Source organism: Halorussus aquaticus (genome assembly GCF_024218795.1).
In the GTDB taxonomy this organism is placed as follows: domain Archaea; phylum Halobacteriota; class Halobacteria; order Halobacteriales; family Haladaptataceae; genus Halorussus; species Halorussus aquaticus.
On record NZ_CP100401.1, the window covers coordinates 109,638 to 127,735 of the forward strand.

Genomic DNA, 18,098 nt, shown 5'->3' on the forward strand with positions numbered 1-18,098 from the left:
GAAAATGCCGACCTTAGAATACCGTACCGCGAACGCGACCGCCGTTCCCCCGCGACTGACGCCACGGGAGGGGTTCGACCGTGAGTGAGACCGCCCGGAACGCGTCCGGAGACCCCTTCGAGGACGTGCGCTGGACGACGTGTTCGCTGACGGACTTCTGCGAACTCTACTGGGAGAGCGTCGCCCCTCGTCTCGAAGCCGACGGCCGCGACCCCGAGACCCACCGTCCGAGCCACCAGTGGTTCCGCGACGAGGGGCTTCGGGGGTTCCTCGCGGCGCTCCGGCGGCACCACGACCGTTCGTTCGGCGACTTCTGGCGCGAAGACCTCGGACTCGGCGACGACACCGGCTACGACTGGGCGACCGACCACGACGAGACGCTCGACGCCCTGCAGGCGTTCCTCGACAGTCGGCGCTCGCGCCACTCGCTCCGCGAGTCCTCTATCGCCGCCAAACGGCGTCGGCTCAACCGCTACGTCGAAGCCTACCGCGAGGCCAACGACACCGACGACCTCCTCTCGCCCGTGGTTCGCGATTCGGACGTACCGACTCACGAGGCGGTTCACGCCTGCTACGCCGCGTTCGACTGGCTCAACGAGCGGGAGTACGGTGCCCGGACGAAGCTTCGGGTCCGGAGCGTCGTGGACGACTGGTACCAGCACCTCGTGGGTCGCCGCCTCGCCGCGGTCAACCCCGCGACCGGACTCTACGACGAGTTCAAGTGGCAGGTCGAGGAGACCGACCCCTCACAGTTCTCTCCGGACCACGTCCGCGCGCTCGTCCGCGCGGCCGAGTCGCCCCGCGAACGCTTGCTGGTCGTCGCGCTCGCGGCGTGGGGACTGCGCGCGAACGAGGTGGCCAGTCTCCATCTCTCTCAAATCGAACGCGACGTGGCCGAGGACGACACCCCCTACGTCACGTTCGAGGAGCGCAAGAACGGGCCGGGGGAAGTCAACCTCGTCTACGGACTCGACGCGCTGGACGCCCGACTCGCCGACCTCGTCGGTGACGACTGGTCCGGCTATCTCTTCCCGTCCGAGCGGGGCGCTACCGCTCACGTGACCCGCGAGACGGTCTGGTCGTGGTTCCGGCAACTGGCGGAGCGTGCGGACCTACCCGAAGAAATCGACGGCGAGCGCCCGAGTCCGCAACTCTGCCGTCGGTTCTGGTACGACACCTACACGTCCGTCCTCGAATCCGTGATGGAGGGCCTGGAGGACATCGCGGCCGAACAGGGCAGCGACGACCCCCGCGTCGTCCTCTCGAACTACCTCTCCGCGGAGCGCTCGCGGAAGGTTCGCCGCGAGTTCATGCGCCAGGAGCTGGCCGAGGTGTTCGAGACCGGATAATAAACTCCATTTTGCTATACCGAACTTCGGAGAAGTAGTCCGTGTCTCACGGGCTATCGGCGAAACGGCTCGACGAGAAAAGTCCGAGTTACGCGTTGTTCATCCGCTTGCTCGTCGTCTCCCCGCACTCCAGACACTCGGCGACTCGGTACGGTTCGCGCGAGAACTCGGTGTTCTCGGACTTCTTGCTCTCGGTCTGAATCTCGATTCGCACGTCGTGAGGCGTCGATTCACCGCAGTCTTCGCACGATTCGACGGTCTCCGAGAACGCTGAACGTTGTGCTGTCATTTTTTCTTCCCCCGACTAACATCTCGGGTCACAGGCCCATGAAGTGGTAACTCGGTTGAGCGACGTTTCACGGGTTCGAACGGTTCCGGGACGTGACAACGCGGGTTTGAACTCGTCGTTCCGCACACGACGGACGGTTCACGAATCGTTCAAACGTTTCACCGAATCGAACTGGCCGAACTATCGGAACGTCTCACGGTAACGGTCGGGTAACGCGCGCGCCGGACTCCACGCTTTTACGACCTCCCGTCGTACTCCGGGTGGTGTCCGGGGGAAGAGAAATCGCGGACGGCATCGTCGCGCGGCGGCGGAACGCGGTCGCATCGTGGATATTGGTGGCTTGTCTCACCGTCGCTGCCGGGGTGAGCGCCAGCGACGGCGACCTGCTCTGGGCCGGACTCGGACTCGCCGCGGTAGCCGTGACTGTCGTTCCGGCCGTCGCCTACCGTCGGTGGACTGCGACGCTTCCGTGGGAGGTCTCGCTGTTCGTGGCGCTGCCCTACGCGCTCCAGTCGCTCGACCTGCTCCTGCCGCGGTCGGTCGCGACGTACCTCGTCGTCCCGGCGCTCGCGCTGGCGGTGGCCGTCGAGTTCGACGCCTTCACCGCGGTCGAGATGTCGCCCGGATTCGCCGTCGTCTTCGTCGTCACGGCGACGATGGCCGCCGCGGGCGCGTGGGCGGTGGTCCGCTGGGTCGCCGACCTCGCGTTCGGGACGCGCAACCTGCGGGGTCTCTACCACGTGATGTGGTCGATGGCCGCCGCGACCGGGGTCGGGGTCGTCGCCGGTGTCGCCTTCGCCGCGTACTTCCGTCGCGTGGACCGCGAGCGACTCGGCTTCTCGACCGGCCATCCGCGCGAACGGTCTGCGGTCGGCGCGTCGGGTACCGCTCGACCTCGGTCTTCGGGCGACGCTCGGTCCGAATCCGGGGAGACCGCTACCGAGTCCGCCGGACGACTTCGACTGTCCGACCGCCGCCAGCGACAAGTCGTCCGGGGGTTGCAACTCGCGCTGGTCGTCGTCCTCGCCGTGGGTCTCGTCCGGCGGAGCGTCGGCGTCGTGGTCAACGCCGCCGTGGCGCTCGCGGTGATGGAACTGCCCGGTCTGCTCGAACGCGACTACGGACTGCCCATCGACGCCGGACTCACGCTCTGGATAGTCGTCCCGGTGTTTCTCCACGCCCTCGGGTCGTTCGGCCTCTACGAGGCAATCGGACTCTGGGACAACCTCACCCACACGCTCTCGTCGTCGCTGGTCGCGGCCGCGGGGTACGCGACGGTCCGCGCCTTCGACGTTCACGACGCCGACGTCTACTTCCCCCGGAAGTTCGTCGCCGCGTTCATCCTCGTCTTCACGATGGCGTTCGGCGTCCTCTGGGAACTGCTGGAGTTCGGCATCGACGGATTCGCGTCCCAGACCGGCGTCGAGAGCATCCTCGCCCAGCACGGTCTCGCCAACACGATGACCGACCTCGTGTTCGACTGCTTCGGGGCGGTCGTGGTCGCGGTCTGGGGCGGGGCGTACCTCGCCGGGGTGTCGCGGTCACTGGCCGACCGACTCGCCGCCGACGGCGAGTCGGAGTGAGTCCCGCCAGTAGTTCTCTATACCCCGTCGCCGTAGAACGTGGGACGCCCATGACCGACGTTCAGCATCCGTTCTCGGACGACCGAATCGCGGCCGTCGCCGACGAACGCGGCGCGGACGAGACCGACCTCGACCGCGCGCTCGCCGACGTGCAGGACGCCATCTCGCGCGACACCGGTGACGACGAGTACGAGTACTCCTCCCAGCACAACTACGGGTGGCGCGACGAGGAGGCGTACTACCTCTACGGCGACGGCATCTGGGAGACGCTCCGCAAGGAACTCTCGCTGTCCGAGACGGTCGTCGAGGCCGCGCGGGAGGTCCACCGTCGCGAGATGGTGGCGTCGGCCGAGGAGCGCGGCGAGCGTGCGTCCGTCGAGGAGATGCTGGCCGACGGAACCGAACCGCTGGTCGTGGTCGATACCGCCAGCCAACCGCCGCTCTACGGACAGGACGTGTAGAAGAGTCGGTCCGCTTTCGCCGACTACTCGTCGTCCGGCACGTCGAAGTCGTGGACCGGTTCGCCCGCCTCCTCGCTCATGATCTGGAGCGCGGCCGCGCCGCCGTCGCCCGCCGAGATGACGGCCTCCCACTTCTGGTCGCGAATCATCGACCCGACCGCGTAGGCGTTCTCGACGCTGGTCCGCATGTTGAGGTCCACGTCCACCAGACCGTCGTCGGTCGTCTCGCAACCCACCTGCTCCGGGAGTTCGGTGTCGGTCCCCGTGGCGAAGACGACGTACTTCGCGTCGTACTCGTCGTCGTCGGTGGTGAGGATGAACGCGTCCCCGGCGTTCTCGACGTCGGTGACCTCCTCGCCGACGCGGAGGTCGGCGTCGAAGCGCTCGACCTGTTCGCGGGCGTCCTCCATGAACTCGCTCCCGCGTATCTCGTCGATGCCGAGGTAGTTGTACACGTGGGCCTTGTGCATCCACGTCTCGTCGGTGTCGAAGACGACCGTGTCGAGGTCGTTCTTCGCGGTGAACAGTCCGGCGCTGAGTCCGGCGGGTCCGCCGCCGACGATTGCGACTTTAGGCATACGGACACTTCTTCGACCTCTTGGCGGGTAAGTATTTTCGCGGACGGCCGTTCCTGCCGGTTCCGGTCAGAAGTCGTCCAGTCGCGTCTGGTCGCCCAGCAGCGGACGGGCGTCGTAGCCGAGGTGCGTCGCGAGGTGGTCGGCGAACGCCTCGTCGAACCCGTGGTGGGTGTAGACCGTGTCGGGGTCCACCGCCTCGACGGTCTCGACCAGTTCGTCGAAGTCGCAGTGGTCTGTCAGGGGGAAGGTGGCGTCGTAGCCGCCCCGGTAGCGGAACGACTCGTCCACGGCCCACCCGGAGAACCCGGCCTTCAGGCCGTCGTGGTCGTCCACCAAGTCCTCGACCCAGTCGGTACGCGCGAGGTGAGTCGGGAGGACCACGATTTCGTCGCCCGCGAGGGCACCGTCCTCTCGGTCGGCCAGCGACTCGGCCGGAAACGAGAGGTCGGTCGCCGACTCCACGGCGTCGTTGACGGTCCGAATCGCGTCGTGGACGACGAGCGGTCGGTTCGTCGCCTGCCGGGCGAGGCGCTGGAGCTTCTGGGCGCGGCCCAGCGAGTACCCGAACAGGAACAGCGGCGCGTCGGCGTTGTCCGTCAGCCAGTCCCGAATCCGGCCCTGTAGCTCGGTCTCGGGCGGGAATCGGTAGTCCGGCACGCCGTACGTCGTCTCCATCACCAGCACGTCGGCGTCCACGGGTTCGAATCCGTCGAGGTAGAGGCGGTCGCGGACCGAGAAGTCGCCGGTGTAGAGGTAGCGCCGGTAGTCGCCGGAGTCCTCCGCCTCACTGCCGTCGCTCGCTCGGCACGCGCCGGGTTCGACCAGCGCGGCCCGCGACCCGACGACGTGGCCAGACGGGAGCAGCGTCACTTCGTCTGTTCCCTCGCGGAACTCGGGGACCGTCGCGCCGGTCCGGGCCTCGACCAGCGCCGCCGTCGCGGCCGAACAGACCACCGTCTCGGGCGTCCGCCGGAAGGTGTGGTCGGCGTGGGCGTGACTCACCACGTTCACGTCGCCGACCGCGCTGGAGGCGTCGGCGACGAACGTCCGCGCGTCTTTGGACGGGTCTCCGCCAGAACTGCTCGCGGAGACCTCGATGTGGATGCCGTCGTCGCGTCGGACCGCCATTGCCGGACCTCGGGACCGGAGGGTAATCAGTCTCGCGCTCCCGAACGCGGTGGACACCCGGTACGGCGACACGACGCCCTCTGGGAGAGTTCCACACCGGTGCCAACCCCGCGGTTTCCGCTGTCTTCTCTCACCGACGACTCCGTCAACACCGGCGTTTCCGCTGTCCTTCCGCCGGTCCGTCGCCGGACACGCCCGCGGTTTCCGCCGTCCGGGCGGTCGCCGACTCGCTTTTGGTTCGTCGGCCCGTCCGTCCGGACGTGATTCGCCTCCCGATTCGCCGGTGTCCGAACTGCTGGTACGTCGGCCCGACGCGGAAGTTCGCGGCGGGCGAGAGCGCCCGCTATCGCTGCCCGCGGTGCGGCCGCGAAGTCGAGCGACCGGACCCGCGACTCAACTGACGGCCACACCACTATTTCCGCTGTCTTCCCTCGGACACCGCCGGTGCCCGACGCGGGTATCCTGTTGGGACTCGGAAACGGTAGACGGGTGCGCCGTCTCCAACCCGAATCCGTAAATCGTCCCGGCGCGTACCGGACGAGTGTGCAACTCTCACCTTCGGGGTGGACGCTCATCCACGCCGGTCACGGCGGGAGCGCCGACCCGGCCTTCCTCGCGTTGCTGGCGCTCGCGGGTCTGGGGTCGGCGGTCGTCCTCGGTCTCGCGCTCGCGGCGCTGGTCCGGCGGCGCTCGCGGTCGTATCTGCTGGTGACGCTGGCGTTAGCGACCCTGTTGGCCCGGACCGGGGTCGCGGTGCTGTCGCTCACGGGGTCGGTCGCCGAGGGGTCACACCACCTCCTCGAACACGGACTCGACGCCGCGATGGCGGCGCTGGTCGTCGCGGCCGTCCTCGACGCCCGGTCGGTCCGCCAGTCGGCCCGCAGTGACGACTCGCGCGACCCGCGTACGGGCGTCCCCACCGACGACGGAGGTGGCGAAGAGCGATGAACGCGACCCGCCGCACCATCGCCGACCACGTCCGGGCCAATCCGGGCGTCCACTTCAACGCGGTCGTCCGGGCGCTCGACGTGGCCCCGGGACAGGTCCAGTACCACCTCCGGCGACTCCGCGACGACGGGACGCTCGTGACCGACGAGGTGCAGGGTCGGACCCACCTCTACCCGCCGCGGTTCGACGACTGGGAGCGCTCGGCGCTCGCCATGTTCCGGCGCGAGACGGCCCGCGACGTGCTGGCCGTCCTCCTCGACGCCGGGGAGACGACGCCCGCCGAACTGACCGACGAACTGGGTCTGGCCCGGAGCACGGTCGAGTGGCACCTCGACAACTTGGCCGACTATGACCTCGTGGACAAGCGCCGGAAGCGCAATCGCGTCTACCTCGAACCCGCCCGCCCCGCGGCCACCGCCGACCTGCTGGCCGAGATAACGCCGTCGCTCCCCGAGCGCATGGTGGACCGGTTCGCGAAACTCGTGGACGGACTGGTCGAGGAGCGGTAGCCTCGGCGACTCCGGCGGCCGATTTTGGGTCCGGCTAGAGTCCGGACTGTCATCAATCGTCACAGGTCCAGACTGTCATCCCTCGTCGAAGAAAATCGCGAGCAGTTTTCGCTCGGCGGTCCGGAGGTGCTGGGAGAACGTGGTGCTGGCGATTCCGAGGTCCTCGGCTATCTCTTCGCCCGACTTCCCCCGCGGCCAGTCGAAGTACCCCTCGTCGAAGGCCGCCCGCAGCACCTCGCGCTGGCGGGGCGTCAGACGCTCCTCGACTATCGCCTCGAACTCCCGTCGAGTGAACATCGGACTGGTCCGGTCCTTCTGGCGACACGCAACGACTTCGACCGTCGGGTGGATCGAGAGGAACCGGTCCACGACCGTCGAGACCTGATACATGGCGGGGACCTCGGCCACGATTTTCGCCACGCCGTCCGCGCTCCGAATCTCCCGCGGTATCGCTCCGGCGTCGGTCAGCGCGACCACGAAGTGTTCGTCGGGACTCGTCACCAGAACCTCGACGACGCCGTCGTCCTCCCGACCGGCGACGCGTCTGGCCTCGACGTTCTCGTGTTCGTTCACGAGTTCCACGACGTCCCGAGTCGCCCCCTCGACCTGATAGAACACCGCATAAGTGTCGTTTCTGCGGGGCACTATCTCCTCGACGCTCGCTCGACAATCGGCCCGCTCCGGTACCGAGACGAGCGGATACCCGGAGTCGGTGATTCGAAACTCGATTTCGACGACCGAGTCGGTCGGTTGCTCGGACACGGGACGTTCCCGTAGAGAGCAGTCCGTGAACGCAGTTGAGTGTTTGGATGACGGGGGGACAACTGCCCAGTAGCGACCGATTTACGATTTCACTGGCGAACGGATTACGACTACATCGCCGAATCCGATAGACGGTCCGCGCTCGTTTTCGACGCCCGAACCAGAACCCCCTTTCGCGTCCCGTTCTTACTCACCGCCGATGGACGACACCCAACGAAGCGACGCCGAACGGCGACCGGCCGAAGGTGCCGACGGTGGCCCCGCCGACGTCGGACGCGGCGGCGGACTCTCCCGCCGCCAGTTCGCCAAGGCCGCGGTCGCTATCGGGGGTGGCTCTGCGCTGTCGGCGTGTCTGGGGCGAAACGGCGACCCCGACGTGCCGACGGGACCGGACGACCTCTCGACGCTGCCCCCGCGCCAGCACGCGTGGAACGAGTTTCTGGCGACCGACGACCACGGGAACCACGTCGCGCCGCGCCACCGCGTCCTCCTCCTGCTGAACTACCGCGGCGAGGGGACGCCGAGCGACGCCGAGCGCGAGACGGCCGAGTCGGCGTTCCGGAGTCTCGAACGCGCGTATCGCCGGGGTAACGACGGACTGCTGTTCACGGTGGGCTACTCGCCGTCCTACTTCGAGCGGTACGACGAGGCGCTCCCCGACTCGGTGGACTTGCAACAGCCGACGGCCCTCGCGCCGTTCGAGGACCCGGAACTCGACCGACAGGACGCGGTGGTCCACCTCGCCAGCGACCACGCGTCGGTCGTGCTGGCGGCCGAGCAGGCCCTGCTGGGCGAGGAGTCGGAACTGAACGGCGTCGCGGTCGAGGCAGACCTCTCGGGACTCTTCGAGCGTGCCGACCGCCGGACGGGGTTCGTCGGCGACGGTCTGCCCGCCGACCATCAGGACGTGGAGGGAATCCCCGACTCGAAGCCGGTCTCGGACGACGCCCCGCTCTACATGGGATTCAAGTCCGGGTTCGAGAAGAATCAGGCCAGCGAGGACCGCGTGACGATTCGGGACGGACCGTTCGCGGGTGGGACGACCCACCAGCTATCGAAGATTGCGCTGAATCTGGAGCAGTGGTACGAGCAGGACAGCAGGTCCCAGCGCGTGAGCAAGATGTTCTGTCCGGTCCACGCCGAGGAGGACCTCGTGGAGGGCGCGGGCGACAACCTCGGCGACTCGGCCCAGATGGAGGAACGCGGCTGTCCCGCCCACGCCGAGGACCACGCCCGCACGAAGGGCGTGGTCGGTCACTCACAGAAGTCCGCGCGCGCCCGTGACGACGACGGCTCTCCGCTGATGATTCGGCGCGACTTCGACTCGACGGACGGCGACCGGGCGGGTCTCCACTTCGTCTCGCTCCAGCGCACCATCTCGGACTTCGTGGACACCCGCGACGCGATGAACGGCGAGGACCTCGCCGAGCGCTCGGCGGTGGGCCAGAAGAACAACAACGGCATCCTCCAGTACATGGAGGTCCTCCGGCGCGGCAACTTCCTGCTCCCGCCGCGGAAACACCGGTCGCTTCCCGCGCCGAACCCGGCGAACTGAACGTAATCGCTCGACAAACCGACCGGAGGAACCAGCAACGGTTTCCTGATTACGCTTCGAGTGTCACATACTACTGCGTCGTATTGCTCTGTTACAGAGTGCGAGTACTGTTCCGCGAAGAATCGCGTTCCGTCCTCCGGAGAGCGCAGTTTGGCGGACGGTAGCCCGATAGTGGTGGTCTATTTCGAGTAACAACTGCAAGAAGACTGCAACAGTGTCCCTCTCTTTTCCCCGTATAGACGCTTTCAAAGACGCGGAGTGACGGGCGATACCGTCTACACGTGCAACGGGCACGGTTGGGACACTACCAATGACAAACGAATACAACGACGCCGAAACGGAGAACCGCGGATTGATAACTGAACTGGGTCACGCGTTCGACTCGCGCCGCAACTTTCTGAAGAAGGGGATCGTCGCGACGACAGCAGGTCTCGGTCTCTCGGCGGGGACGGGAACCGTCGGGGCGTCCGGAGGGAGCGACGATGGCAGCGGTAACAAGTACGTCGAACCGCTCAACTACGCGCTCACCCTCGAACGCTTGGAGTCGACGTTCTACGAACGGGGGTTGGACGAGTTCAGCGAGGACGAACTCGTGGGTTCGGACCTGATACAGCGGTTCGGCGACCCGGTGCAATCGACCCTGTACGACCAGTTGACGATGATTCGGGACCACGAACAGGCCCACGTCGACGCTCTCGTGTCGACCATCGAGGACCTCGGCGGCCAACCGGTCGGTGAAGACGACATCGAGTTCCAGTTCGACCTCGGTAGCCCCGAGACGTTCATCGAGACGGCGGCGACGCTCGAAACCACCGGCGTGTCGGCCTACGACGGCGCGATCAGTCAGTTCAGCGGGAGCGACGAACTGCTGACGGCGGCGGCGACCATCGCCACGGTCGAGGGCCGTCACTCGGCGTATCTCAACGGTCTCACGGGGAAGTCGCCGTTCCCGGAAGCGTTCGACGAGGCGCTCAAGCCAGCGGAGGTTCTGGAGGCCATCCAGCCGTTCATCGTCTCGGAGACGACGACCCAGTAGAACGGCGGTTCCGTTCTACTGACGTTCGCCTCTTGCGGAGTTCGATGTGATTCTCCGAAGAACCCCACGGAGTTGCGGATTCCTGAACCTCTTTACCCCCTCCCGACACACCCGATACCATGCGACAGGTACGATTCCGCGACCCCGCAGGCTCCACCAGAGTCGGCGAGTGGACCGACGACGGCATCGAAGCGGCCGGACAGACCTACGACGAGAGCGAGGTGGACGTCCTCCCGCCAGCCGAACCCTCCAAAATCGTCTGCGTGGGGCTGAACTACGCCGACCACGCCGCCGAGCGCGACAAGGAACCGCCGGAGCGCCCGCTGCTGTTCCTCAAGCCGCCGAATACACTCTCGGCCCACGGCGACACCGTCCCGCTCCCCGCCGGGAAGGAGCGCGTGGACCACGAGGCCGAACTCGCCGTCGTCGTCGGCGAGCAGGCCCGGAACGTCTCGGCCGACGAGGCCATGGAGTACGTCGCCGGGTTCACCTGCATGGACGACGTGTCGAACCGCGACGACCAGGACCGCGAGCAGAACTGGGTCCGCGGGAAGGCGTTCGACAACTCCGCACCCCTCGGCCCGGTGCTGGCCACCCCCGACGAGGTGCCCGACGACGCGTCGGTCGAACTCCGGGTGAACGGCGAGACCCGCCAACGGTCCTCGCGCGACGAGTTCATCTGGTCGGTGCCGGAACTCGTGGAGGAGATAACGACCTACCTCACGCTCGAACCCGGCGACGTAATCTCGACCGGGACGCCCGCGGGCGTGGCCCCGCTCGAAGACGGCGACGAGGTCGAAGTCGAAGTCGAGGGCGTCGGCGTCCTCCGACACGGCGTTCGGGAGGACTGAGCGATACTCGAAGTGAAACCGGAGCGCGGTCGACGGCCGACCGAGGCGGTGTCGAACACCGGCCGGAGCGAGAGCGTTTTACAGGTCGCGACCCTCTGTCGGGACGATGCCAGACGAGCGCGCGACGGTGACCTGCCCCGACTGCGACTTCCGCGAGACGTTCGAGCGACTTCGAACCGCGCGGTCCCGCATCGAGGACCACCGGACGGAGACCGGTCACGAGGCCGAGTGGGAACTCCACCGACTCGATTCCGGGGTCGAACGGGCCGGTGACGAGGCCGGGGTGTGCGGCCGCCCGGAGTGTACGGACGAGGACTCGCCGCTCTTCCGAGACGACCTGTGACCGCCCGGCATTCCCCGGCCTTTTCGACGCGTGAACCAGAATCGGTATTCGTCCCACCCGGCTAGCTTCCGGCAATGAGACGACGCGACTTCCTCCGCGCCAGTGCGCCGCTGGGACTGGCCGGTCTCGCCGGATGCATCGGCAACTTCCAGACTCAGTCGTCGGCCTCCAGTCGGTTCACCACGGTCGCCAATCGGAAGGAGAAGGTCTACTACCCCACGCACATCGACGGGATGAAGATGGTCGGGATGGGCGCCACGGGGCGCTACAAGGTCGGCCTGATGTACAGCAGGCCCCACGCGTTCTGGACGATAACCGACACCGACACCAACCTCTCGCAGGTCCCCGAGAAGGCGACGGCCCACCTGATGGCGTCGATTTGGGACGAGAAGACCGGGACCGTCCTGCCGACCGCCAACGTCTCCGCGGAGATTCTGAAGGGCGGCGAGGAGGTCGATTCGAGGACTCTCTGGCCGATGCTCTCCCAGAACATGGGTTACCACTTCGGCGACAACGTGGAACTCTCGGGCGGCGGAACCTACACCGCGAAGCTCTCCGTCGGGGCGATGCAGGCCCGCCGGATGGGCGAGCTACGGGGCGCGTTCGGCGAGCAGACGAGCATCGACGTGGAGTTCGAACACTCCCGCAGCAAACTCGGGAACGTCTCTTACGAGCAGTTGCCCGACAAGAAGGGCGACGCTGGCGCTATCGAACCGATGGACATGAAGATGCCAATCGCACAGGTGCCCGAGCGCACTGACCTGCCGGGTGCGTTGGCGACCGGTGTCAGCGGCGACGCCGACTTCGTGGCGTTCTCGCCCGAGGAGAACCCCCACTTCGTCGCCGACGGGAAGAGCTACCTCGGGGTGTCGGCCCGGACGCCGTACAACCGCTACCCGCTCCCGTTCATGTCGCTGTCGGCGACACTGACTCGGGACGGCCAGACGGTGTACGACGACATCCTCCGGCCCGCGCTCGACCCCGACCTCGGCTACCACTACGGTGCTGGCGTGGACGACCTGCAGTCGGGCGACTCGCTGACCGTGACGGTGGACGCGCCGCCGCAGGTCGCCAGACACGAGGGGTACGAGACCGCCTTCATCCGGATGCCGAAGATGGAGATGACCATTTAACACCGCCGCCGCCGAAGTGGCGTCCATGCGAGCGGTCACCGACGCCGTCCGGCCGACCGGGTGCGTGCTTCACCGGCGGAACGAAACCTCGAAAGTGCTGGCGCAGTCGGTGGTCTGATGAGTACGCCCAGAGCGGGGACGGCCGGACGCGCGAGTCTGACCCACCCTCGGCGCGCGCTGGCGACCGTTATCGCCGTCGTCTTCTTCGACCTGCTCGGGTTCGGTATCATCATCCCCATCCTGCCGTTCTACGTCCGGAGCTTCGGCGTCAGCGACGTGTACATCGGACTGCTCGCGGCGTCGTACTCGGCGATGCAGTTCGTGTTCGCCCCGCTACTCGGGTCGCTGTCGGACCGCCGCGGGCGGCGGCCCGTCCTGCTCGTCTCCATCTTCGGGAGCGTCCTCGCGTGGACGGTGTTCGGACTCGCCGGGAGCGTCGCGGTCCTGTTCGTCTCCCGGATGCTCGCGGGTGCGATGGGCGGAAACCTCGCGACCGCGCAGGCGTACGTCGCGGACGTGACCCCGGCGGACGAACGGGCGGGCGCGTTCGGTCTCGTGGGCGCGGCGTTCGGTCTCGGCTTCGTCTTCGGCCCGGCGCTCGGCGGGTTCTTCGCCAGCGACCCCGTCGTGGCGCTGGCCGGAGACGTGTTCCCGGCGGCGATTCCGGCCACCCGGTTCTCGCTCCCGAGTTTCGCCGCCGCGGGACTGAGCCTCCTGAACTTCGCGTTCGCGGCGCTGTTCCTCGAAGAGTCGGGCGCGGGGCGGGAATCCGTCGAGGCGACCCCGGACGGGGAAGCGAGTCGCGTGGCTCGCGGATGGGTCTCCCGGTTCACGGGCGGATGGGTCGAGACCTTCAGGGCCGCACTCGCCGACGACGCGCTCCGGGGACTCGTCGCGTCGTTCTTCCTGCTGTCGGTCGCGTTCTCGGGCGTGCAGGTGATGTTCATCCCCTTCACCGCAGACGAGTTCGGTCTCGGGGCAAGCGGGACGGCGCTCCTGTTGACCTACATCGGCGTCCTCGGCATCGCCTTTCAGGGCGTGCTTGTCGGGCGACTCTCGCGGCGCTACCCCGACTCGTCGCTCGCGGTGGCCGGGGCGGCGCTCCTACTCGTCGCGCTCGCCGCGCTCCCGTTCTCGCCGACCCTCGGTCGGGCGCTGTTTCCCGTCCTCTCGCCCGGGTTCCTCACGCGCGAACTGCTCGCGCTCGTCCTCGTGCTGCCGGGACTGTCGCTGGGAAACGCGCTCCTTTCGGTGTCGCTGACGACGCTCGTCTCGAAGGCCGCGGGCGCGTCGGTGCAGGGCAGTGCCTTCGGTCTCACGCAGGGCGCGGGGAGTCTCGGCCGGACCGTGGGTCCGCCGGTCATGGCCGCGCTCTACGTCGTCGCGGTCTGGACGCCGTTCGTGGTCGGCGCGATGCTGCTGGCAGTTGCGCTGTTCGTTCTCGTTCGGCGCAGGAGGAGGGTCGTCGGGCCGGTCGGTGCCGACTGAGAGTCGGTGGGGCTACCACTGGGCTACTCCTCGACTTCCTCGGCGTCCACCAACGCGAACAGGTCGTCGTAGTCGGCCGGGAGCTGCGCCCGGACCTGCTCGATCTCGCTCGCCGGAACCAACTCGCTCACGAGTCCCACCACGACCTTCCCGTAGTAGACGGCGTCCGAGCGCTCGACTTCGGCCCGGTCCGCGACGCGTCCGACGAACTCGTCGTAGTCGAACCGCTGGCCCGACTCGGCCGATTCGAGGTGGTAATCGACCTCCATCGGCAGGGGTCCCGCGAGGTCCGTGGCTTCGCCTCCCTGCAAGCGCTCGCCGAGCGTCTGGAGGACCGCGCGCGTCGCGCGGACCGCCCGGCCGGTGTCCGGCAGTTCGAGTCGGTTCTGGACTTGCCCCATGAAGTCGTCGTACTTCATGTCCGGAGCTACCACAGACGCCGGAAAATACGTAACGGCGGGGTCACGGCCGGGCCGAATACGTAGAGCGTGGGTCAGTCCTCTGCCGGTTCCGTCACCGCTGGCTCGCCGTGCTGGACGTCAGTCCCCAGCACGTCGAGGAACTGCGAGAGCCACTCCACGTGGTCGCTCCAGTCGCGACCCGTTACGAGGTTCCCGTCGGTGGTCACGCCGTCGTGGTACGTGCCGCCCGCGTCCTCCACGTCGTGTTCGAGCGCGGAGTACGCCGCGCAGGTCCGGCCCTCGATTACGTCCGCGGCCGCCAGAATCTGGGCCGCGTGACAGATGGCCGCGACCGGTTTGTCAGCCTCGAAGAAGTGCCGGACCGTCGAGAGGACCTCGTCGTAGGTTCGGAGGTACTCCGGCGCGCGCCCGCCGGGCAGGACGAGTCCGTCGTAGTCTGCCGGGTCCACCTCGTCGAGCGAGGCGGTCAACTGGAAGTCGTGGCCCCGCGACTCGACGTAGGTCTGGTCGCCCCGGAAGTCGTGGACCGCGGTCTTGACGGTGTCGCCGTCCTCCTTCCCGGGACAGACCGCGTCTACCTCGTGGCCCACTGCCTGCAGGGCCTGAAACGGTACCATTATCTCGTAGTCCTCGCCGAAGTCACCGACTATCATCAGCAGTTGTTTGCCGGGCATGTCTCTCCCCGTGGAGCTACGACGGGCGTCGGAAAGTAGGTGTCGCCGAGACCGTCGGCCGGTCGCTTCTCGGCCGTCAGAGGTGGCGAGGTTGTTACATCTACGCGAAAGCCACAAAGGGGTGGGGCATGAGAAGGGGGACAACGAGCAATCTCACAGGATGCAAGAACACGAAGAAATACTCAACAGAATGACGGACGCCTTCTTCGCACTGGACGACGAGTGGCGGTTCACCTACGTCAACGAACGCGCCGAAGGGATTCTCCGTCCGGCCGCTACGTCCGAAGTGGCGAACGACCTCCGGGGCGAGTCCATCTGGGAGGCCATCCCGGAGGCGGTCGATACGCGGTTCCACGACAAGTACTGCGAGGCGATGGCGACCCAGCAAGCGGTCAGTTTCGAGGAGCACTACGAACCGCTCGACGCGTGGTTCGACGTTCACGCGTACCCCTCCGAGACGGGTCTCTCGGTCTACTTCCGGGATATCAGCGAGCGGAAGCGACTCGAAGCCGACCTGCGCCGACGCGACGAGGTGTTCCAGCGCGTCTACCGGGTCATCGCGGACAAGTCCGCGTCGTTCGACGGGAAAATCGAGTCGCTGCTGGCCATCGGTAGCGACGCGCTGGACACCGATTACGGCGCGCTCTCGAACGTGACGGACGACGAGTACGTCTTCGAGTTCGTTCACCCCACCGACGGAGACACCCGGCCCGGCGACACGCAACCGTTGGACGAGACTCACTGCGAGCGGGCCATCGTCACCGAGGAGACGCTGGTCGCTTCGGACATCGCCGAGGACGCGCCGGACCTCACTGACCGGCCGGGCTACGCCGAGCAGGGAATCGAGTGTTACGTCGGGACGCCCGTACTGGTCGACGGAGACGTGTACGGAACGTTCTGCTTCTACGACGACGAACCCCGGCGCGTCCCGTTCTCGGACTGGGAGGTCACGCTCGTCGAACTGATGGGTAACTGGGTCAGTTACGAACTGGAGCGCGAGCGACGCGAGACCGAACTGTCCCGACAGCGCGACCGGTTCGAGGAATTCGCGGACGTCATCTCACACGACCTGCGGAATCCGCTCAACGTCGCCGAGGGGCGGCTATCGCTGGCCCGCGAGGAGTACGATAGCGACCACCTCCACGTCGTCGCCGACGCGCTCGGCCGAATCGAAGCCATCGTAGAGGACACGCTGACGCTGGCCCGCGAGGGTCGCACCGTCTCGGACCCCCCATCGGTCTCTCTCGGCGACCTCGCGACGGAATCTTGGGGGATGGTCGAGTCCGAGGCGGTCGATTTCACTGTCCTCGACGCCGGTCGAATCCGGGCCGCCCCCGACCGCTTGCGTCGGGTCTTCGAGAACCTCTTCCGAAATTCTATCGAACACGGTACTCCCGAGAGTGACGAAACGCGCGAAAATACCGCCGAACGCGGCGCTACCGGTGAACGCCGACCGACGTTAGCCGAGGAGGACACCGGCGTCACGACCGTCAGGGTCGGCCGACTCGACGGACGCGGCTTCTACGTGGAGGACGACGGACCGGGCATCCCGGAGGACGAACGCGAGGCGGTGTTCGACCCCGGTTACACCACGTCCGAATCCGGAACGGGACTCGGCCTCGCTATCGTCGCCCGCATCGCCGAGGCCCACGGCTGGACCGTCGATATCACCGACGGGACCGACGGCGGGACTCGGTTCCGGTTCGAGAACGTCGAGTTCGTCTGAGCGTTCACGACGGTCACGTAGCCGAGGCTACTCGTCGGTTCGACGCCGAAGAAGAGACGTTTCAGGCCGGAACCGCGCCGCTCTCGGAGGCTTCGAGCAGTTCGTGGTAGCGGTTCCGAATCGTGACCTCGCTGACCTGCGCGACGTCGCTGACCTCGGCCTGCGTGACCTTCTCGTTGGTCAGGAGCGGTCCGGCGTACACCGCGGCGGCCGCGAGACCGACCGGCGACTTGCCGCTGTGGAGGCCCTGCCGCTTGGCGTTCCGGAGGAGTTCGCGGGCGCGGCGCTCGGCCTCGTCGGAGATGCCGAGTTCGCTGGCGAACCGCGCGACGTACTGCTCGGGGTCGGCGGGCTGAATCTGGAGGCTGAGTTCGCGGACGATGTAGCGGTAGGTCCGCTTGAACTCCATCTCGTCGATTCGGCTGACGTTCGCGACCTCGTCGATGGACCGGGGCGCCCCGGTCTGGCGGGCCGCCGCGTACACCGCCGCGGTGGCGACGCCCTCGATGGAGCGTCCGGGGAGGAGGTCCTCGTCGAGCGCGCGGCGGTAGATGACCGACGCGGTCTCGCGGACTTCCTCGGGGAGACCGAGCGCGCTGCCCATGCGGTCGATTTCGCCGAGCGCCTGCTTGAGGTTGCGCTCCTTGGAGTCGCGGGTGCGGAACCGCTCGTTCCACTTGCGGAGACGCTGCATCTTCTGGCGCTGCCGACTACCGAGCGACCGACCGTAGGCGTCCTTGTCCTGCCAGCCGATGTTGGTCGAGAGACCCTTGTCGTGCATCATCTTGGTCGTCGGGGCACCGACCCGGCTCTTCTCGTCCTTCTCGCTGGCGTCGAACGCGCGCCACTCCGGCCCGCGGTCCACGTTGTCCTCCTCGACGACGAGACCGCACTCCGCACAGACTGTCTCGCCGTGTTCCTCGTCGGCGGTGACGTTCCCGCCGCACTCGGGGCAGACCTGCTCGTCCTCGCGTTGGACCTCTTCGGCTCGTTCGTCCTCGTCCGTTCGTTCGGTTACGCCGGTCTGTTCGTCGTAGCTCTGGATGCGTGTACTCGTCATGGTTGATTGGTTGGGTGAGGCGCGGGGAGGGGAGAAAACCTAAATAATCTCCGGGGCCTCGCTTCCTAACCATCAGTTAGGCCGTCAGGTACTTAAACGTTTCGTTGAAGTGTGCTACTGACACACTCAAACCCGGCAATTTAGGCCGCGACCCGACTCGCTCTGAGACTGGCAAATTCAGGTTTTAGACCTCTCGTATACCG

The 18,098-nt window shown here is 67.1% G+C and carries 20 protein-coding genes; 13 read left to right on the forward strand and 7 right to left on the reverse strand.

Translation table 11 applies throughout. From position 1 onward, the window contains the following. Positions 1 to 80 precede the first annotated feature (80 nt). Positions 81 to 1,349, forward strand: a complete 1,269-nt coding sequence (locus tag NGM06_RS18985) for a tyrosine-type recombinase/integrase (protein ID WP_254270339.1) — start codon at positions 81 to 83, stop codon at positions 1,347 to 1,349. An 88-nt stretch (positions 1,350 to 1,437) separates the two neighbouring features. Here NGM06_RS18985 and NGM06_RS18990 read toward each other — a convergent pair whose 3' ends face one another. Next, complete coding sequence (locus NGM06_RS18990) at positions 1,438 to 1,638, reverse strand: DUF7835 family putative zinc beta-ribbon protein (protein WP_163522737.1); 201 nt, start codon at positions 1,636 to 1,638, stop codon at positions 1,438 to 1,440. Positions 1,639 to 1,901: 263 nt separating this feature from the next. Here NGM06_RS18990 and NGM06_RS18995 point away from each other — a divergent pair, with 263 nt between their 5' ends. Further along, positions 1,902 to 3,221 carry a DUF2238 domain-containing protein gene (locus NGM06_RS18995; protein ID WP_254270340.1) on the forward strand — a complete coding sequence of 440 codons (1,320 nt, stop codon included), beginning with the start codon at positions 1,902 to 1,904 and terminating at the stop codon, positions 3,219 to 3,221. A 50-nt stretch (positions 3,222 to 3,271) separates the two neighbouring features. Continuing rightward, positions 3,272 to 3,682, forward strand: coding sequence for a DUF8048 family protein (locus NGM06_RS19000; protein WP_254270341.1), 411 nt, complete (start codon positions 3,272 to 3,274; stop codon positions 3,680 to 3,682). Between the two features lie 23 nt (positions 3,683 to 3,705). Here the strand turns inward: NGM06_RS19000 and NGM06_RS19005 are convergent, their stop codons facing one another. Together NGM06_RS19005 and NGM06_RS19010 are read right to left on the reverse strand one after the other, a co-directional pair. Next, on the reverse strand, positions 3,706 to 4,260 hold the full coding sequence (locus NGM06_RS19005; protein WP_254270342.1) for an FAD-dependent oxidoreductase: 555 nt from the start codon (positions 4,258 to 4,260) through the stop codon (positions 3,706 to 3,708). Positions 4,261 to 4,326: 66 nt separating this feature from the next. Beyond that, entirely contained in the window at positions 4,327 to 5,388 is a 1,062-nt protein-coding gene (locus NGM06_RS19010) for an MBL fold metallo-hydrolase (RefSeq protein WP_254270343.1), read from the reverse strand. A gap of 260 nt (positions 5,389 to 5,648) precedes the next feature. Between NGM06_RS19010 and NGM06_RS19015 the strand changes: the two genes are divergently transcribed. The 3 genes from NGM06_RS19015 (at position 5,649) to NGM06_RS19025 (ending at position 6,845) form a co-directional block, all read left to right on the forward strand. After that, on the forward strand, positions 5,649 to 5,789 hold the full coding sequence (locus tag NGM06_RS19015) for a hypothetical protein (protein ID WP_163522741.1): 141 nt from the start codon (positions 5,649 to 5,651) through the stop codon (positions 5,787 to 5,789). A 142-nt stretch (positions 5,790 to 5,931) separates the two neighbouring features. After that, on the forward strand, positions 5,932 to 6,336 hold the full coding sequence (locus tag NGM06_RS19020; RefSeq protein WP_254270344.1) for a DUF7471 family protein: 405 nt from the start codon (positions 5,932 to 5,934) through the stop codon (positions 6,334 to 6,336). After that, entirely contained in the window at positions 6,333 to 6,845 is a 513-nt protein-coding gene (locus NGM06_RS19025; protein ID WP_254270345.1) for a winged helix-turn-helix transcriptional regulator, read from the forward strand. Before NGM06_RS19020 ends, NGM06_RS19025 begins: the two co-directional genes overlap by 4 nt. 75 nt (positions 6,846 to 6,920) lie before the next feature. Here NGM06_RS19025 and NGM06_RS19030 read toward each other — a convergent pair whose 3' ends face one another. Beyond that, positions 6,921 to 7,607 (reverse strand): helix-turn-helix domain-containing protein, encoded by a 687-nt coding sequence (locus NGM06_RS19030; RefSeq protein WP_254270346.1) that lies wholly within the window; start codon positions 7,605 to 7,607, stop codon positions 6,921 to 6,923. A 199-nt stretch (positions 7,608 to 7,806) separates the two neighbouring features. Between NGM06_RS19030 and NGM06_RS19035 the strand changes: the two genes are divergently transcribed. The 6 genes from NGM06_RS19035 to NGM06_RS19060 all read left to right on the forward strand — a co-directional run bounded on the left by NGM06_RS19035 (position 7,807) and on the right by NGM06_RS19060 (position 14,013). Next, positions 7,807 to 9,162 (forward strand): DUF7405 family protein, encoded by a 1,356-nt coding sequence (locus NGM06_RS19035; protein WP_254270347.1) that lies wholly within the window; start codon positions 7,807 to 7,809, stop codon positions 9,160 to 9,162. Positions 9,163 to 9,472: 310 nt separating this feature from the next. Then, entirely contained in the window at positions 9,473 to 10,198 is a 726-nt protein-coding gene (locus tag NGM06_RS19040; RefSeq protein ID WP_254270348.1) for a ferritin-like domain-containing protein, read from the forward strand. Positions 10,199 to 10,317: 119 nt separating this feature from the next. Then, complete coding sequence (locus NGM06_RS19045) at positions 10,318 to 11,049, forward strand: fumarylacetoacetate hydrolase family protein (RefSeq protein ID WP_254270349.1); 732 nt, start codon at positions 10,318 to 10,320, stop codon at positions 11,047 to 11,049. A 106-nt stretch (positions 11,050 to 11,155) separates the two neighbouring features. Beyond that, positions 11,156 to 11,392 (forward strand): DUF7542 family protein, encoded by a 237-nt coding sequence (locus NGM06_RS19050; RefSeq protein WP_254270350.1) that lies wholly within the window; start codon positions 11,156 to 11,158, stop codon positions 11,390 to 11,392. A 74-nt stretch (positions 11,393 to 11,466) separates the two neighbouring features. Continuing rightward, a complete protein-coding gene (locus NGM06_RS19055; RefSeq protein ID WP_254270351.1) occupies positions 11,467 to 12,525 on the forward strand; it encodes an iron transporter in 1,059 nt (352 codons plus the stop codon). Between the two features lie 117 nt (positions 12,526 to 12,642). Continuing rightward, positions 12,643 to 14,013, forward strand: a complete 1,371-nt coding sequence (locus NGM06_RS19060; protein WP_254270352.1) for an MFS transporter — start codon at positions 12,643 to 12,645, stop codon at positions 14,011 to 14,013. Between the two features lie 23 nt (positions 14,014 to 14,036). Here NGM06_RS19060 and NGM06_RS19065 read toward each other — a convergent pair whose 3' ends face one another. Both NGM06_RS19065 and NGM06_RS19070 read right to left on the reverse strand, forming a co-directional pair. Further along, positions 14,037 to 14,432, reverse strand: a complete 396-nt coding sequence (locus NGM06_RS19065) for a DUF2267 domain-containing protein (RefSeq protein WP_254270353.1) — start codon at positions 14,430 to 14,432, stop codon at positions 14,037 to 14,039. Between the two features lie 74 nt (positions 14,433 to 14,506). Further along, on the reverse strand, positions 14,507 to 15,109 hold the full coding sequence (locus NGM06_RS19070) for a DJ-1/PfpI family protein (protein WP_254270354.1): 603 nt from the start codon (positions 15,107 to 15,109) through the stop codon (positions 14,507 to 14,509). Positions 15,110 to 15,299: 190 nt separating this feature from the next. Here NGM06_RS19070 and NGM06_RS19075 point away from each other — a divergent pair, with 190 nt between their 5' ends. Then, positions 15,300 to 16,835 carry a PAS domain-containing sensor histidine kinase gene (locus tag NGM06_RS19075; RefSeq protein ID WP_254270355.1) on the forward strand — a complete coding sequence of 512 codons (1,536 nt, stop codon included), beginning with the start codon at positions 15,300 to 15,302 and terminating at the stop codon, positions 16,833 to 16,835. Positions 16,836 to 16,896: 61 nt separating this feature from the next. Here NGM06_RS19075 and NGM06_RS19080 read toward each other — a convergent pair whose 3' ends face one another. After that, complete coding sequence (locus NGM06_RS19080) at positions 16,897 to 17,895, reverse strand: transcription initiation factor IIB (RefSeq protein WP_254270356.1); 999 nt, start codon at positions 17,893 to 17,895, stop codon at positions 16,897 to 16,899. Positions 17,896 to 18,098 lie beyond the last annotated feature (203 nt).

Excerpts from the sequence above, each read along its gene's own strand:
- NGM06_RS19035 (WP_254270347.1), top strand. The coding sequence starts at position 7,807 with ATGGACGACACCCAACGAAGCGACGCCGAACGGCGACCGGCCGAAGGT.
- NGM06_RS19080 (WP_254270356.1), bottom strand. The coding sequence starts at position 17,895 with ATGACGAGTACACGCATCCAGAGCTACGACGAACAGACCGGCGTAACC.
- NGM06_RS19060 (WP_254270352.1), top strand. The coding sequence starts at position 12,643 with ATGAGTACGCCCAGAGCGGGGACGGCCGGACGCGCGAGTCTGACCCAC.
- NGM06_RS19000 (WP_254270341.1), top strand. The coding sequence starts at position 3,272 with ATGACCGACGTTCAGCATCCGTTCTCGGACGACCGAATCGCGGCCGTC.
- NGM06_RS19070 (WP_254270354.1), bottom strand. The coding sequence starts at position 15,109 with ATGCCCGGCAAACAACTGCTGATGATAGTCGGTGACTTCGGCGAGGAC.
- NGM06_RS19040 (WP_254270348.1), top strand. The coding sequence starts at position 9,473 with ATGACAAACGAATACAACGACGCCGAAACGGAGAACCGCGGATTGATA.
- NGM06_RS18990 (WP_163522737.1), bottom strand. The coding sequence starts at position 1,638 with ATGACAGCACAACGTTCAGCGTTCTCGGAGACCGTCGAATCGTGCGAA.
- NGM06_RS19025 (WP_254270345.1), top strand. The coding sequence starts at position 6,333 with ATGAACGCGACCCGCCGCACCATCGCCGACCACGTCCGGGCCAATCCG.
- NGM06_RS19075 (WP_254270355.1), top strand. The coding sequence starts at position 15,300 with ATGACGGACGCCTTCTTCGCACTGGACGACGAGTGGCGGTTCACCTAC.
- NGM06_RS19065 (WP_254270353.1), bottom strand. The coding sequence starts at position 14,432 with ATGAAGTACGACGACTTCATGGGGCAAGTCCAGAACCGACTCGAACTG.
- NGM06_RS19010 (WP_254270343.1), bottom strand. The coding sequence starts at position 5,388 with ATGGCGGTCCGACGCGACGACGGCATCCACATCGAGGTCTCCGCGAGC.
- NGM06_RS19055 (WP_254270351.1), top strand. The coding sequence starts at position 11,467 with ATGAGACGACGCGACTTCCTCCGCGCCAGTGCGCCGCTGGGACTGGCC.
- NGM06_RS19045 (WP_254270349.1), top strand. The coding sequence starts at position 10,318 with ATGCGACAGGTACGATTCCGCGACCCCGCAGGCTCCACCAGAGTCGGC.
- NGM06_RS19050 (WP_254270350.1), top strand. The coding sequence starts at position 11,156 with ATGCCAGACGAGCGCGCGACGGTGACCTGCCCCGACTGCGACTTCCGC.
- NGM06_RS19005 (WP_254270342.1), bottom strand. The coding sequence starts at position 4,260 with ATGCCTAAAGTCGCAATCGTCGGCGGCGGACCCGCCGGACTCAGCGCC.